Origin of the sequence: Micromonospora sp. NPDC053740 (assembly GCF_040677775.1) — a bacterium.
In the GTDB taxonomy this organism is placed as follows: Bacteria; Actinomycetota; Actinomycetes; order Mycobacteriales; family Micromonosporaceae; genus Micromonospora; species Micromonospora alfalfae.
The window spans coordinates 198,403-214,406 of sequence record NZ_JBFASO010000004.1 but is presented as its reverse complement, the minus strand read 5'-3'; the positions used below and the strand labels follow the sequence as shown (position 1 = coordinate 214,406).

Annotated in this window: 10 protein-coding genes; 5 read left to right on the top strand and 5 right to left on the bottom strand. The window is 68.7% G+C overall.

Translation table 11 applies throughout. The annotated features are described in order from the left end of the window. Positions 1-7: 7 nt before the first annotated feature. From metH to AB0K35_RS13720, 3 genes are all read left to right on the top strand, one after another. Positions 8-3,523: a methionine synthase gene (metH, locus tag AB0K35_RS13730; protein WP_363885447.1), complete on the top strand. Its 3,516-nt coding sequence runs from the start codon at positions 8-10 to the stop codon at positions 3,521-3,523. Between the two features lie 1,090 nt (positions 3,524-4,613). Next, on the top strand, positions 4,614-5,402 hold the full coding sequence (locus AB0K35_RS13725) for a GNAT family N-acetyltransferase (protein WP_363885445.1): 789 nt from the start codon (positions 4,614-4,616) through the stop codon (positions 5,400-5,402). Between the two features lie 81 nt (positions 5,403-5,483). Then, positions 5,484-6,236: an MBL fold metallo-hydrolase gene (locus AB0K35_RS13720; RefSeq protein WP_238672344.1), complete on the top strand. Its 753-nt coding sequence runs from the start codon at positions 5,484-5,486 to the stop codon at positions 6,234-6,236. Positions 6,237-6,301: 65 nt separating this feature from the next. Here the strand turns inward: AB0K35_RS13720 and AB0K35_RS13715 are convergent, their stop codons facing one another. Next, positions 6,302-6,580 (bottom strand): hypothetical protein, encoded by a 279-nt coding sequence (locus tag AB0K35_RS13715; RefSeq protein WP_357364004.1) that lies wholly within the window; start codon positions 6,578-6,580, stop codon positions 6,302-6,304. 238 nt (positions 6,581-6,818) lie between these two features. On the opposite strand from AB0K35_RS13715, the gene AB0K35_RS13710 reads away from it, so the two are divergent. Together AB0K35_RS13710 and AB0K35_RS13705 are read left to right on the top strand one after the other, a co-directional pair. Next, positions 6,819-7,259, top strand: coding sequence for a VOC family protein (locus tag AB0K35_RS13710; RefSeq protein ID WP_363885443.1), 441 nt, complete (start codon positions 6,819-6,821; stop codon positions 7,257-7,259). A 477-nt stretch (positions 7,260-7,736) separates the two neighbouring features. After that, positions 7,737-10,607, top strand: a complete 2,871-nt coding sequence (locus AB0K35_RS13705) for a BTAD domain-containing putative transcriptional regulator (RefSeq protein WP_238672341.1) — start codon at positions 7,737-7,739, stop codon at positions 10,605-10,607. 13 nt (positions 10,608-10,620) lie between these two features. Here the strand turns inward: AB0K35_RS13705 and AB0K35_RS13700 are convergent, their stop codons facing one another. The 4 genes from AB0K35_RS13700 to AB0K35_RS13685 all read right to left on the bottom strand — a co-directional run bounded on the left by AB0K35_RS13700 (position 10,621) and on the right by AB0K35_RS13685 (position 15,745). Next, positions 10,621-12,444, bottom strand: a complete 1,824-nt coding sequence (locus tag AB0K35_RS13700) for an ABC transporter ATP-binding protein (RefSeq protein WP_363885441.1) — start codon at positions 12,442-12,444, stop codon at positions 10,621-10,623. Positions 12,445-12,504: 60 nt separating this feature from the next. Further along, positions 12,505-14,097, bottom strand: a complete 1,593-nt coding sequence (locus AB0K35_RS13695) for a CPBP family glutamic-type intramembrane protease (protein WP_363885439.1) — start codon at positions 14,095-14,097, stop codon at positions 12,505-12,507. Continuing rightward, entirely contained in the window at positions 14,090-15,436 is a 1,347-nt protein-coding gene (skfB, locus tag AB0K35_RS13690) for a sporulation killing factor system radical SAM maturase (RefSeq protein ID WP_363885437.1), read from the bottom strand. Before skfB ends, AB0K35_RS13695 begins: the two co-directional genes overlap by 8 nt. A 153-nt stretch (positions 15,437-15,589) precedes the next feature. Beyond that, on the bottom strand, positions 15,590-15,745 hold the full coding sequence (locus tag AB0K35_RS13685; protein WP_238672337.1) for a hypothetical protein: 156 nt from the start codon (positions 15,743-15,745) through the stop codon (positions 15,590-15,592). Between the last annotated feature and the right edge of the window lie 259 nt (positions 15,746-16,004).

Sequence of the window (16,004 nt, the reverse complement as noted above, 5' to 3'; positions counted from 1 at the left end):
TGAATGAGTGCGGACTTCATTGATGGATGTGCTGGCTGATCGCATTCTCATCGCCGACGGCGCGATGGGCACGATGCTCCAGGCCGCGGACCTCACGCTCGACGACTTCGACGGGCTGGAGGGGTGCAACGAGATCCTCAACGTCACCCGCCCGGACGTGGTGCGTGGGGTGCACGACGCCTACCTGGCAGTCGGTGCCGACTGCGTGGAGACCAACACCTTCGGGGCCAACCTCGCCAACCTCGCCGAGTACGACATCCCGCACCGGATCCGTGAGTTGTCCGAGGCGGGTGCCAGGATCGCGCGGGAGGCCGCCGACGCGGCCAGCACCCCGCAGCGGCCCCGGTTCGTGCTCGGCTCGATCGGGCCGGGCACCAAGCTCCCCACCCTCGGGCACGCCCCCTACTCGACGCTGCGCGACGCCTATCAGGAGAACGCCGCGGGTCTGATCGTCGGCGGCGCGGACGCGCTGATCATCGAGACCTGCCAGGACCTGCTCCAGGTCAAGGCTGCGGTGGTCGGGTCGAAGCGGGCGATGGCCGAGCTGGGCCAGTCGGTGCCGATCATCTGTCACGTGGCGGTGGAGACCACCGGCACGATGCTGGTCGGCAGCGAGATCGGTGCGGCCCTCGCCGCTATCGAGCCGCTCGGCGTGGACCTGATCGGGCTCAACTGCTCGACCGGCCCGGCCGAGATGAGCGAGCACCTGCGCTACCTGTCGCAGCACTCCCGCATCCCGCTGTCGGTGATGCCGAACGCCGGCCTGCCGGTCCTGACCGCCGACGGCGCGTACTTCCCGCTGACTCCCGTGGAACTGGCCGAGGCCCTGGAGCGGTTCATCACCGAGTACGGAGTGGGGCTGGTCGGTGGCTGCTGCGGCACCACCCCGGAGCACATCCGGGTGCTGGCCGAGCGGCTGCACGGCGTCACCGCCCCGGCCCGCGAGCCCCGGCACGAGGCGGGCGTCTCCTCGGTGTACCACCCGGTGCCGTTCGCCCAGGACGCGTCGGTGCTGATGGTGGGGGAGCGGACCAACGCCAACGGTTCGAAGGCGTTCCGGGAGGCGATGCTCGCCGGTGACTGGCGGGCCTGTGTGGAGATTGCCCGCAGCCAGGCGCGCGACGGCTCGCACCTGCTCGACCTGTGCGTCGACTACGTCGGCCGCGACGGCACCCAGGACATGCGGGAGCTGGCCGGTCGGTTCGCCACCGCGTCGACGCTGCCGATCATGCTGGACTCCACCGAACCGAACGTGGTGGAGGCCGGCTTGGAGATGCTCGGTGGCCGCTGTGTGGTCAACTCGGTGAACTTCGAGGACGGCGACGGCCCCGAGTCGCGGTACGCGCGGGTGATGCCGATCGTCCGTGAGCATGGCGCGGCGGTGGTGGCGCTGCTCATCGACGAGGAGGGCCAGGCCCGTACCCAGGAGTGGAAGGTTCGGGTCGCGGCGCGGTTGATCGACGACCTGACCGGTCGGTGGGGTGTGGACCGCTCCGACATCCTGATCGACGCGCTGACCTTCCCGATCGCCACCGGCCAGGAGGAGACCCGCCGCGACGGCATCGAGACGATCGAGGCGATCCGGGAGATCTCCCGCCGCTACCCCGGTGTCAACTTCACACTGGGCATCTCGAACATCTCGTTCGGGCTCAACCCGGCGGCCCGGCAGGTGCTCAACTCGGTGTTCCTGCACGAGTGCGTGCAGGCCGGCCTGACGTCGGCGATCGTGCACGCCAGCAAGATCCTGCCGATGTCGAAGATCCCCGACGAGCAGCGGAAGGTCGCCCTGGACCTGGTCTACGACAGGCGTCGCGAGGGGTACGACCCGGTGCAGCGGTTCCTGGAGCTCTTCGAGGGCGTCGACGTGACCAGCGCCCGGGCCAGCCGCGCCCAGGAGTTGGCGGCGCTGCCGCTGGACGAGCGGCTCAAGCGGCGGATCATCGACGGTGAGCGCAACGGCCTGGAGGCCGACCTGGACGAGGCGATGGCCGGCGGTCGCTCCCCGTTGTCGATCATCAACGACATCCTGCTGGACGGCATGAAGGTGGTCGGTGAGCTGTTCGGCTCCGGCCAGATGCAGTTGCCGTTCGTGCTCCAGTCCGCCGAGGTGATGAAGACCGCTGTGGCCTACCTGGAGCCGCACATGGAGACCGCTGAGGACGGCGGCAAGGGCCGCATCGTGCTCGCCACCGTCCGCGGCGACGTGCACGACATCGGCAAGAACCTGGTCGACATCATCCTGTCCAACAACGGCTACGAGGTGGTGAACATCGGCATCAAGCAGCCGATCAGCGCCATCCTGGACGCCGCCGAACAGCACCGCGCCGACGCGATCGGCATGTCCGGGCTGCTGGTGAAGAGCACCGTAATCATGAAGGAGAACCTGGCCGAGATGGCCACCCGCGGGGTAGCGGAGCGTTGGCCCGTCCTGCTGGGTGGGGCGGCACTGACCCGCGCGTACGTCGAGGACGACCTGCGGTCGATGTTCCCCGGGCAGGTGCACTACGCGCGGGACGCGTTCGAGGGTCTGTCCCTGATGGACCGGGTGATGACCGCCAAGCGTGGCGGCGCCCCGGTGATCGACCCCGAGCGGGAGGCGGCTCTCGCAGCCCGGCGGGCCCGCCGGGAACGGCAGCGCTCAATGGTCACCACGTCGTTGCCGGAGCTGCACGACTCCTCGGTCCGCTCCGACGTGGCCGCCGACGTGGCGGTGCCCACCCCGCCGTTCTTCGGCACCCGGGTTGTCAAGGGCGTGCCGATGGCCGACTACGCGGCGCTGCTCGACGAGCGGGCCACCTTCTCCGGGCAGTGGGGGCTGCGCGGCGTCCGGGGCGGCAGCGGACCCTCCTACGAGGAACTGGTCGAGACCGAGGGCCGGCCGCGGCTGCGGTACTGGCTGGACCGGCTGATCGCCGACCAGGTCCTTGAGGCAGCAGTGGTGTACGGCTACTTCCCCGCGTACTCCGAAGGCAATGACCTGGTGGTGCTCGACGAGAACGGGCACGCGGAGCGCGCCCGGTTCTCGTTCCCCCGGCAGCGGCAGGAGCGGCGGCTCTGCCTGGCGGACTTCTTCAGGCCCCAGGGCGACCAGCTCGATGTGGTGGCGTTGCAACTGGTCACCGTAGGCCAGCCGGTCAGCGAGTACGCGGCGAAGCTGTTCGCCCGCAACGAATACCGCGACTACCTGGAGGTGCACGGGCTCTCCGTGCAGCTCACCGAGGCTCTCGCCGAATACTGGCACCAGCGCATCCGCGTGGAGATGACACTGCCCGACGGTCGTCCGCTGGGGCACGACGACCCGGCGGACCTGGCCGGCATCCTGCACAACGACTACCGGGGCTGCCGGTACGCGTTCGGCTACCCGGCCTGTCCCGACCTGGAAGACCGGGCGAAGATCATGGATCTGCTCGGCGCGGACCGGATCGGGGTCGAGCTGTCCGAGGAGTTCCAGCTCATGCCGGAGCAGGCCACCGACGCGATAGTGGTCCACCACCCGGAGGCCAACTACTTCAACGCCAAGTAGCTGGCGCAGATGGCCTGACCTGCACCTGAGGTCGTCCGGAAGGCCGCTGCCGGGCCGCGCGGCCACGAGCCCGCGCGGCGTAGGGGAGCGCATGCCGGCCGCGTCGGCGAACTGGCGGCCGCCGGTGGCGGGGTTGCGGTTACTCGCCTCCGGCGGGGGTGCTCGGCCTCCGAGAGGGTTACAACCCCGTCGGCGTGTTGCGGTCCGTGGGTGGTTGCGCGAGCCATCCCGCCTGCCACCAAACCGGGGCAGGCCGAGCACACCCTTGCGCGCTTCTGCGATCGTTGGCGGCAGACGTCATGTGCCGTTTGTGTCGGCCCTTGCGGGTTCGAGGCAGGTTTGGATGGTCAATGATTGTTCTTGTCCAGCAGCTTCCAGCGTTAGTCGGCGTGATTGTGGGAGCCCTCGCGTCTTACCTCGTTAGCAGCGCAGGAGAGCGAGCACGATGGCGACGCAGCCAGCGGGTCCGCTGGGACGAGAGCCGCATGCGGGTGTATGCCGAGTATGGCGGCGCGGTCAAGCGGTGGGCCTACCTGTCATGTCGCATCGCGGCAGCGCGAGGATTCGACCACTCCGCGGCCCACCTGGCCCCGGAAGAAGGGCTCCCGCTCTTGGCCGCTGCGGAGGATGATCGTGGAGCGCGGTGGGAATCGATGCTGCTATTGGGCAGCCCGGAGACTGTTACTGCCGCACGTGATTGGCATCAAGCTGTCCACCGTCTCGATTGGTACGCGCGAGGGCGGTTGACGGATGCCGAGCAGTGGCGGCCGGCAATTCAGGAGATGGAGAAGTGCCGCGACAAGTACTACGAATGTGCACGAAACGACCTTGGTGTAGGTGGTGGAATGTTGCCGCCGCCGGCATGGCCTCCTCGTTGGGTTCCCAAGATCGGGGCTGATGCAGCAACCCGAGGTTGAAGCCCGCAGTGCAGGCGGTCGACGGGGCCTTGATGCTCTCCCCGCAGCAGTGACGGCCGGCGGCGAACAGGCCGAGCGCACGAGCGGCGGCGCGAGTGTGCGTCAGGCCGGGATGGTGGGGTCGGCTCGATAACCAGTTGCGTCTCCGGGCACCGCTGATGCAGCGTACGGGCATGATCAATTCTGCTCGACTGCTTGCGGCCTACGACGAACAGCTTCGGACTGACGCCGAGACGCCGAGCGCGGTTTCAGTCACCCGACACGGGCCACTGCGTCTCGTGACCTTCGCGGGTGGTCGTGGGTTTGTCACCTACCGCGATCTCGGTGGGGCGGACGCCGATACGATTCGTCGGCTCGTCCCCGAGGCGCTCGCTCACTACCGGGCAGATCCTGAGATCGGGCGGGTCAAGTGGAAGGCGCGTGGGCACGATCATGCGCCGGGGTTGCACGAGGCGTTGCTGGAGAATGGGTTCACTGCGGATGAGCCTGAGTCGATCATGATTGGCGAGGCGCGGCTGCTGGCCGTTGACGTCTCGCTGCCCGAAGGCGTGACACTGCGTCGGGTCAGCGAGGAGGCGGACGTCCGCGCCATGAGTGCGATGCAGGACGAGGTCTTTGGGGACCCGGTCAGCGATGACATGGCGAACGCCCTCCTGCGCCGCCTGGCCCGCGATGACGGGATGGAGTTGTGGGTTGCGGAGGCGGAGGGACGGATCGTCAGCGCCGGCCGGCTGGAGCCGCTGCGGGGGACCGACTTCGCCGGGATCTGGGGCGGCGCGACGCGAGCGGAGTGGCGCGGCCGTGGGATCTACCGCGCGTTGACGGCGGCGCGGGCCCGCTCGGCACTCCGTATGGGCAAGACACTCATCAACAGCGACTCGACCGAGTACTCGCGCCCGATCCTTGAACGCTACGGTCTGATCAAGGTGTCGACGACGACGCCCTACAACTGGCAGCGGTGATCGCCCTTCTCACGGCCCCACGTGGTCCCATCCCATCGCAGCGGGTGTCCATCCCACCTGCGCAGATGACACGCTGTGCGGATGCGACAGGTAACCGTGCTCGGCAGTTCCGGTGCCTTCCCCGAACCAGGCCGTGCCTGTAGCGGCTTCGCTGTGGACTGGGACGGCTACCGCTTGGTGCTTGACCTGGGCTACGCCACGCTGCCGCGGTTGCTCAGGCACTGGCCCGATGGTGCGGTGGACGCCGTCGTCATCACCCACGAGCACCCGGATCACTGCGTCGACCTGCACGGTCTGTTCAGGATGCGGTTCTACGGTCAGCCGGGCGGGCCACGGCTGCCGTTGTACTGCCCGCCCGGCGTGCTCGACCGGCTCGGCGGCCTGGAGCCCGATGTCGACCTGCACGCGGTCTTCGACCTGCACCCACTACCCGGCAGCTACCGGGTCGGGCCGTTCGACCTCACCGGGCTGTCTCTGCCGCACTTCGTGCCCAACGCCGGCATCCGGCTTCAGGCCGACGGAATTGCCGTGGCCTACTCGGGGGACACGGGGCCGACTCCCGCGTTGGCCGAACTGGGCCGTGGCGCCGACCTGTTCATCGTCGAAGCGACGGACTACGAGGGCGAGGCCAGCCGTCCCACCCGAAACCTCATGACCTCCACCGAGGCCGGTGTGTGGGCTCGCCGCGCGGGTGCCCGCCGCCTGATGCTCACCCATTTCTGGCCCGGCAACGACCGGGCAGCCGCGGTGGCCGCCGCGCAGGTGGAGTTCGACGGTGCGGTGCTGGCGGCCGAGGAAGGGCTCACCCTGATGCTTGGAACACCAGACAGCTGACCTTCCTCTGTCGCACCGTGCGCGACTGCCCGTCGAGCGGCAGGCTCAATGACGTCGGAGCGCAGTCACTCGACGAATGTGCCATCCGCATTCATGATCTCGTCTCGCACCAGCGGTACGAAGGCCGACCGGGTCCCGTCATCCACGGCGACCGACATGCGGATGCGCCCATCGCCGTCATCAAGGGCGTGGCTGACCACGTGGTACCGCTTGCCGTCATCGCCGATGGCGTGGCGTACGTCCTTGTCATCGAGCATCGCGCACCAGTCGCGGTAGTTGACGCGTCGCCATTCAGCCAGGCGCACCTCGGCGAGCCCTGCCGCCGACTCGTTCTTCAGCTCCATCTGCTCAGCCTCTCAGCCGCGTTGTGGCCGTTAGCTTGTAGTAGTAGCAAGACAGCGGCACGAGCTGGAATGCCGAGTCCCCAGGTTGATCGGCACGAGTACGCCGACCAGGACGTGCTGGAGGAAGGCATCGTCTTTGGGCAGCGAGCCCTCCGTTCAGATGTCGAGAACGGCCGGGCGGGTCCGTCCTCGGGGAGGATGCGGTCACCGTGACCGCACCAGAGCAGGGAGATCCAGCATGGCGATCCAGCGGATGGACAACGTCCTCATCGTTGTCGAGGACCTCGACGTGGTCATCGCGTTCTTCGTCGAACTCGGCATGGAACTGGAGGGGCAGGGGCCGGTCGAGGGGCGGTGGGTGGAACGTGTCATCGGGATCGATGACGTCCGGCAGGAGGTCGCGATGCTGCGGACCCCGGACGGCCACGGCAAGGTCGAGTTGGCGATGTTCCACCGACCGACGGCAATCGGCGCGGAACCGAAGAACGCGCCGGCGAACACGCTGGGCATTCGACGGATCATGTTCGCCGTCGACGACATCGAGGACGTGATCACTCGGCTGCGCGGCCACGGCGCCGAACTCGTGGGGGAGTTGGAGCGGTACGAGGACGCCTACCGGCTCTGCTACGTCCGCGGCCCCGAGGGCATCCTCGTCGGACTGGCCGAACAGCTCACCTGAGACTCTACGCAGCTAACTACGGATCCGGCTCGCGGCCCTTCACCGCGGCGTCTCCGGCATAGCCACGTGCATTCCGAAAATACGGGCTTAATCAGCCGATCCGTCAGGTCGACCGGATGCTTGCCCTGCTGGCCGGTCCATCCGTCGCATTCGAATTCGTCCAGTTCGGCAGTTCGTACCGCCCGCACACGTTTGAGCCTGTCGCACAAGTCGATGAGATGACGTGTGATCACCGGGGCCATCGGCGTGATCCCACCTTGTGGTCGCATTTCGAAACGGACTTGGCCTGTCCAGCATTCGAGATCGACCCCTCGTAAGTCCTGGATGGACCGTGTCTGGACGAGCCACCGGAGCGATCTTCGGAGCGTTCGGATCTGGTCCACACGACCCTGCCCGTCACCTAGCGGACGCCCCTTGAACAAACTTTGTGGGAAGCTTGAATCTGCTGGTGGGAGCAGGTGCGAACAGCGGGGGCTCATGGTCGCGCAATTCAGGCTGCTGGGCGATGTCGAGGCCTTCATCGACGGCAATGCGATTGACCTGGGGCATGTCCGTCAGCGATGCGTGCTGGCAGTTCTACTGGTCGAGGCGAACAAGGTCGTTCACGTCGACCAGTTGCTCGACAGGGTGTGGGTGGACCGGCCGCCGCAACGTGCACACGGTGCGCTCTACAGTTACCTCTCCCGGTTACGGCGCTGTCTGCGGAGCGCCGACGACGTCGCCATCGTCCGGCAACAGGGCGGTTACCTGCTCAAGGTCGATCCCATGATGGTGGATCTGCACCGTTTTCAGGAGTTGGTCTCCCGCGTCCGGCTCGCGGTGGACGACGACGACGCGCTGCGGCAGTTCGACGAGGCGATCGGGCTATGGCGCGGTGACCCGTTCGCGCGCCTGGACACCCCCTGGTTCAACACCCTGCGTACCGCTCTGCGTCAGGCGCGGCTGGCCGCCGAGCGCGACCGTACCGACATCGCCCTGCGTCGCGGTCGGCATTCGGCGTTGTTGTCCGAGCTGTCGCGTGAACTGGCCGAACAGCCATTGGACGAGCGTCTCGCCGGCCAGCTCATGCTGGCGCTGTCCCGCTCCGGTCGACAGGCGGAAGCCCTCGAGCAGTACCAGCAGATCCGGCAACGCCTGGCCGACGTGTTGGGCATCGACCCGGGGCGTGACCTGCAGGAGCTGTTTCTCCGGATCCTCCACGGCGATCGTGAGTTCGCCGCCTCGGCCGTGGTGCGGGCATCTACGGAGCCGGCCACGGCTCATCCGCCCCGGCAACTGCCACCGCCGCCGGCGCACTTCGCTGGACGGGCTCGTGAGCTGGCGGCGCTGACCCAAGCCGTGGACCGCCAGCCCGAGAGCGGGCCCGTCATCATGACTGTCGCGGGGATGGGTGGGATCGGTAAGACCTGGCTCACGTTGCGGTGGGCCCACGACAACCTGGACCGGTTTCCCGACGGACAGTTGGCTGTCAACCTGCGCGGCTTCGAGCCCACCGCGGAGGCGCTGCCATCGGCGGTAGCGCTACGCGGCTTCCTCGACACCCTCGGTGTACCGCCCGATTCGGTGCCGCTGGATCTGGACGCGCAGGTCGGGTTGTACCGCAGCCTTGTCGCCGGTCGGCGAATGCTGATCGTGCTCGACAACGCCCGCGACGCCGAGCAGGTCCGTCCGTTGCTGCCCGGTGTCGCGGGCTGCGTGGTGGTGGTGACCAGCCGACAGCAGTTGTCCGGCTTGGTGGCGGTCGAGGGCGCCCACCCGGTCACGCTCGACCTCCTCAGTACCGCTGACGCCCGGGAGCTGCTGGCACGTCGACTCAGCGGCGACCGGGTGGAGTCCGAACCGCAGCCGGTGGACGACATCGTCGAGCGGTGTTCCGGGTTGCCGCTGGCGCTGGCGATCGTGGCGGCCCGCGCGGCGACCCAGCCCGAGTTTCCGCTCGCCGCGCTCGGCCGGGAATTGGCCGAACTGCAGGGCGGCCTTGACGGCTTCTCAGGCAGTGGGGACCCGGCCACCGACCTACGGTCGGTGTTCTCCTGGTCGTACCGCGCGCTCGGCGAGCCGGCGGCGCGGCTGTTCCGCCTGCTTGGGCTGCACCCCGGGCCGGACACCTCGGTACGGGCTGCCGCCAGCCTCGCCGCCGTGCCGGAACGGCAGGTACGTGGCATCCTCGCTGAGCTGAACCGGGCGCAGCTTCTGGTGGAGTGGGCGCCGGGTAGGTACACCTGCCACGACCTGCTGCGGGCTTACGCGGCGGAACTGGTCGAGTCGGAGCCTGCGGAGGTACACCGCGACGCCCTGCACCGGATCGTGGAGCACTACCTCCACAGCGCTCAGTACGCCGACCGGCGGCTGTCCCCGCTGCGGAATCCGAGCGAGCCGCCGCCGGTCCAGGTGGGCGTTCAGCCGGAGGAGCCAGCGGACAACGCCCAGGCGTTGTCCTGGTTCGCCGAGGAGTACGCCGTGCTCAGGCAGGTGGTCGAGCTGGCCGCCAGGCACGGGCTCGACCGGTACGTCTGGCAGCTCGCCGGGGCACTGACCACCTTCCTGAGCCGCCGGGGCCACTGGGAGGACCTCATCGCCGTGCAGAACCGCGCGTTGGCTGTCGCCGAGCGCAATGGTGACCGGGCGGCGCAGGCCCAGGCGCACCAGGACATCGTTCCCGCCTACTCGGAGACGGGCCGGCTCGAGTTGGCCCGGGCTCACCTGGAACGCGCACTGATGTTGTTGGACGAACTTGCCGACCGGGTCGGCCAGGCGCACGCGCTGTTGACATTGAGCTGGGTCAGCGACAAGGAAGGCGATCAGGCGGCAGCGTTGCGCCATGACCGGCACGCGCTGAGACTGTTCCGCGACAACGGGCATCAGGCAGGCGCGGCCCGCGCTCTCAACGCGCTCGGTTGGGATCACGCAATGCTCGGGGAATACCAGGAGACGATCCGCTACTGCCAGCAAGCTGTCGTCCTGCAACGTCAGCTCGGGGACCGGACCGGCGAGGCGAACAGTTGGGACACGCTCGGCTATGCCCATCACCATCTCGGTCACTACCAGCGGGCGGCCCGCTGTTACCGCCGGGCGCTGAAACTCAACCGGGAACTGGGACACCGCTACAACGAGGCGGAGGCCCTACGGCACCTGGGTGACACCCAGCAGGCCCTCGGCCACCCGGAGGCGGCCAACCTCTGCTGGCTGCGCGCCCTGGAAATCCTCACAGCGATCGGGCATCCGGAGGTCGAACAGGTCCGCGACAAGCTCGCCGCGAGTCAGGGCGTGCCTGCCGATGCTCGCCCGCGGTCGGCTGGCTTCGCGAGGCTGCCAGCCGACCCGACTGCGTTGACCAAACCTCGCTGAGCAGACAGCCAGGTCAATCCACGGGAACGGCTTCTCTTCGTTGTTCGGGCAACAGTTCGGTCGGTATGCCGGGCCCGGCTGGCAGCCGGTCGGAGGTACCGGTCGCGGTCACCTTTCCGTCGGCGAGCACCACGACCCGGTCGGCGGCCCGAATCGTCGAACTCCGGTGCGCGATCATCAGCACGCTGCATGAACGCGAGATGTTCCGCACCAACTCCGCCAACCCTGCCTCGTTGGCCGCGTCCAGATGCGCGGTCGGCTCATCGAGCAGCAGCAACCGAGGTCGGGGCAGCAACGCGCGAGCGATCGACACCCGCTGGCGTTCCCCACCGGAGAGCATGCTGCCGTGCTCGCCCACCTGGGTGTCGAGCCCGTCAGGCAGTCGGTCCACCACTTCGTCGAGGTTGGTCACCCGGAGCACTTCGGCGAGCTCATCCTCGTCGGCATCGGGGTGGGCGTACGTGAGATTGTCACGGAGGGTGCCGGCGAGCAGCGGGCACTCCTGCTGGACATACCCGACCGTCGACCGCAGTTCGTCGACCGGCATCGACGCGATGTCCCGGCCGTCAAGCAGGATCGTTCCCCGGGACGCCTCGTAGAAGCGCTCGACCAGGGCGAAGATGGTGGTCTTGCCCGCACCGGACGTACCAACGAGAGCCACACTGGTATGCCGCGCGACGTCGAACGACACCCCCCGCAGCACCTCCCGGCCCGGACCGTAGGAGAAGTGGACATCGCGCAGTTCCAGGGCCGGCGTCTCTGGTCCGGCAATCGAAGCGGGCGGCCCGTTCCCGTCGTCGGCACCGTCCCGCTCGACGTCGGCGGTCTGCTCAAGGTCGAGCCCCATGGTCTCGTGGATGCGTTGCAGAGCAGCCATCCCCTTCTGCACGGCGCTTCCCCCGGCGAAGACGGCGACCAACGGGACGAGCAGGAACGACACGTACAGGAGGAAGGCGACGAACTGGCCGATGTCCAGGTGGCCGGAGGCGACGCGAGCACCACCGAGACCGAGTACGAGAAGGAATGAGCCGTTGGCGCTCAGGGACACGGCCGGAACGATCATCGCGTCCAGCCGAGCCACCCGGATGCCCGCGTCATACGCCTCCCGGGCTCGTCCACCGATCCGTTCGGCCTCGCGATCCTCGGCCCTGGCGGCGCGAACCGTCCGCATCGCCGCCAGGGCACGCTCGAGATCGGCGAGAAGCAGACCGATTCGCCCCTGCGCGTGTTCCGACCAGCGCCTGATCCCGATCATCACGAACGCGAGAATCGACCCGCCCAGGGCCACCGACGCGACCGCGAAGACGAACAGGAACCAGTCGAGCCAGAGCATCAGCGCTACCGCACCTGCCAGTGACGCCACGCCGATGACCGCGTTGACGATCCCGTTGGCCACCACTGCCCGTAGCAGGGTGGTGTCGGTGCCGACCCGGGACAGGAGGTCACCGGTGCGGAGTTGGTCGTACTCCCGCATCGGCAGCCGCAGCAGCCGGTCGGTCAGACCGAGTCGCAGCCGTAGCACCAGCGCCTCGCCGCCGCGTTGCAACAGGAAACTCTGCACACCCGAGATCGCCGCGGCGGCGAGGAAGAGGAGGACCAACCAGATCGCGAGTGACGTGACCGGTTGGCCGAGCAGCATCGCGTTGATCGTGCGCATGGCCAGCAGCGGCTGGACCAGGGCGAGACCGGCCGACACGATGCCGAGGACGGCCGCCACCAGCAGTACCGGCCGTTGTGGGCGGAGCAGGCCGAGCAGCTCACGCAACGGCACCGCGACGGGATCTGTCGGAGGCACCGGGCCGGCCTCCAGAGGGTTACGGCGGATATCGGTACGCACTGTGGGACTCCCTGGGTTTGACGAATGGACAGGGCGGGCGCGGGCGGCGCGTCCGGAACCTCAGGCGGCGGATGTCGCCGATACTCGCCGAGCCTCGGCCGGCGCCTCCTCGCTGACCCGCCGCCGGCCGGAGTCGACGCCGAGCAGCGGCGCGCTGAGCACGACGAGGTTGTAGAGTGCGTGCGCGACCAGGGCGGCAACGATCCCGATCTCGATGGCCACGAGCCCCAATGACACGCCGATGAGGGTCAGTTCGGCGAATCGGATCCACCGCGGACGGACCATGCTGCCGCTGTGCGTACCGGCCCACAGCAGCGCGGCGACCAGGGCGGCGAGCAACGGCTGACCGGTCAGCCAGAGGACGACCGGCACCGCGAGAAGCCGGAAGACCGCCTCCTCGCCGATCGAACTCTGCGCGGTCAGCGAGAGCACGTGGGGCAGGTCCATTCCGACCGTACGCAACGAGCGCCGGTCCGGGTTCGGAGACACCCGGGCGAGTCCCGTCCGACGCAGGAGCGCGTACCCGGCCGCGGCGAGTCCCAGCCAGATCGCTGCCAGGCAGGCGCCCCAGATCAGTTGCCGACCGAGATTCGAGGTTGTGGGAATCCCGACCCGCTGGGCGACCAGCGATCCGGCCAGGGCGGCGACCACCACCACGGCACTCATGGTCACCGCCGTCACCGCCGACGTGAGCGCGTTGATCGCCCTGAAGGCGGCCCAGGACTGCGTCCCCTCGTAACCGTGCACCGCTGTGTACCGGAACCGGTCGCCTTCACCGAAGAGGACCGCCAGCAGGACCGGCACCGCCAACAGTGCGGCCAACGACGCCTGCGCGGTACCACCGGCGAACGCGAGGAGGGCCACCCCGCCGACCAGTGCCAGCACCGAGCCGAGCAGCGCCCCCGCGCCGGCGAGGACTTCCCGCTGCTCGGCCCGCTCGAGTGCCGGTACCTGCTCGTTGGTCAACTCCACCAGGGAGTCGACGCGCAGCACTGTCGCGCCGAGTGACTCCACCTCGAACTCGATCCGGACGTCCGGACTGGTCGCCCGGAACCGGCGGGTACGCTCGGTCGACTCATCCTCACGGGTCCAGTACCCGGCGCCCACCGGCTCCGCCCCGGCCCAGACCCCGTCGCGGACCCCCAGCCGCTGTCGCAGCCCCGTGTCGTCGCCAGTGTCCGACGCCGGCCCGACGTCGGCGGCCCGATCCGCGCCGTCGTCGGTCGCGGCGTCACGGGCGCGAACAGGTACGACACGGTCGACCACTCGACCGCGCAGATCACCGGCGAGTTCGAAGAGCACCACCTCGCCCCGGGGTGAGAGTCCGACCAGGACGCTGCCGTCGGCGCCAATGAAGCGGACCCGCCAGGAGCCCTGTAGACCCCACCCGTTGAGGAACTCCCGTTGCCGGCCGACGAGCCCGAGGTGGTGCAGCCGGTCGACGATGCCATCGAAGTGCAGGACGGCGAAGGAGCGCCAGCCCGTGGTGTCGAGACCGCAGAGGCGCCGTACCGTCGCCGCGGCCTGAACCGTTGCGGCAGCGGCGTCCATCACCGGGGGCATCGGCTCGGTGGGGTACGCCCGGGTCCGTAGGACGATGAAGAGCGCACCGAACAGCAGTCCGATAACGGCCAGAACGACACTCTCAGTCATGACCGCACCCCGAGCCGCAGCGCGCCGTACCGCAGCAGCCGCTGGTCGCCGCGTCCCCACGGATCGACGGCCCCGGCGTCAGACCGAACGGCAGGTCGACGTCTTCGGTGGGATTCAGCCGCTGGATACAGCGGCAACCGCGGGCAGTGGACCGGACGGCGGCCAGCCGACCAGGTTCCCCGATCAGCTCGAGTGGCTCGGTGAGGATCCGACCGAGGGACTCCGCCTCGATCTGGCACGGGGTCACCTGGCCGTCGGCGCGGACGTGCCAACTCAGGTAGCCGGGGGTGAGGAACTCGACGGGCAGCCCGATCGGCGCCAACTGCTCACCGAGATCCACGCACTGGTCCCAGCCCAGCGCCTCGAGGTTGAGGTGGCGTGTCTCCTGGAACTGCCGGATCACATCCGCGACCTGATCCGGTGTCAGTCCGAACCCGTCCTGGTCGCCCCTGCCCACCGGTACCACCCGACCTGCCCGGAACAGTCGGGCGCCGGCGCTGTCCACGTCGGAGACGACGGCGGCGACGTCCCGGTAGTTCGCGGGGGTCACCGTCATCGCGACGATCACGGGTATCCCTGCTGCGGTTAGGCGTCGCATCGTGTGCAGTGACTCGTTGTAGGCCCCGGCCCGGCCCCGGATGAGATCGTGCCGTTCGGCGCGTCCGTCGATGCTGATCTGGGCCCGGATGTTGCCGCAGGCGGCCGCCATCGCGACCAGTTCGTCGGACCAGTGCAGGCCGTTGGTGAAGATGTCGACGTGGTCGACCAGCGCGCTGGCGGTCGCCAGGGTGCGGCGAAAGTCCCGGGCGATGGTCGGCTCACCACCAGTGAGGGTCACGGCCGCGATGCCGGACTGGGCCAGCCGCTCCAGCACCTTGACCCAGTCGTCGGCGGTCAACTCGCCGGGCAGGGCGGCTCCGGAGCTCGCGTAACAGAACGAACAGCTGAGGTTGCACCGGTTGGTGAGTTGGAGCGACGCCAGCAGCGGCAGGTACGCGTCGGTCGAGCCAGACACCCGCAGGGGCTGGTCGAGCGCCCCGTTGAGCCAGGAGGAGGTCAACCACGACCCGCTCAGTGCCTCGACCATCTCCGCCTGAACCTCGTCCGGGTCACGGCGGGAGGTGCCGGCCCGGATCCGGGCGGTGCGGGACACACTGCGCGTCCGTGCCAGTTGAAGGGCGATCTCCAGCGCCTCGCTGGACAGTCGTACGTAGTTCAGGCTGTTGCGGTCCACCAACAGTCCACCGACGGGTTGCAGGTGGATGCCCCAGTCAGGCGATGGTGGGTCAGCGGTGCCGGCGACCGAGTCACCGGAGGCGTGGGAAAGCGCGGTTGTCATAAGGGGTTCCCTCGGGATTGGCCGGCCGTCGGCTTGGCGGCTGCGTCGGCACCGTGTTGGTCTGGACCGGCGGGATTTCGTCGTCTGGAGAGGTGCGGCCCCGGCCGTCCGGAGCGGGCGTCACGCCCGCTCCGGACGGTCGGTCGGAATCGGTCACATGGCCTGCGAGTACGGCGGCGGCCCCAAGCACGCCGCGACGAACGGCGCCCAGCCGCTGGCCCAGCAAATGCCGCAACCCACGGACTTGATCATCGGTTCGGCCCGCTTCTCCGAGCCGAGTCGGTTGAGCGTGCTGCTCGACTTCTGCATGTCAATCACCCCCTCCCCGGATCACTCGGTCGACATCCCCGGAACAGTGCGACCCGTGACGAACCGCTCCGCAGCGGGCCATCCAGCGCCCGACTCCTCGCGAGCGAGACGAACCTCTGATCCGGGCCGCGCGTCGCCCGGATCCCCCCGTGTCGGTACTGTTCATCGGGGCCGTGACCGCAAATGTGCCGGGCGGCCATGCAGCAGATCTGCAACTAACCTTGAATCGACTGACCAGCAGGGTGTCTACGGCTAGCGC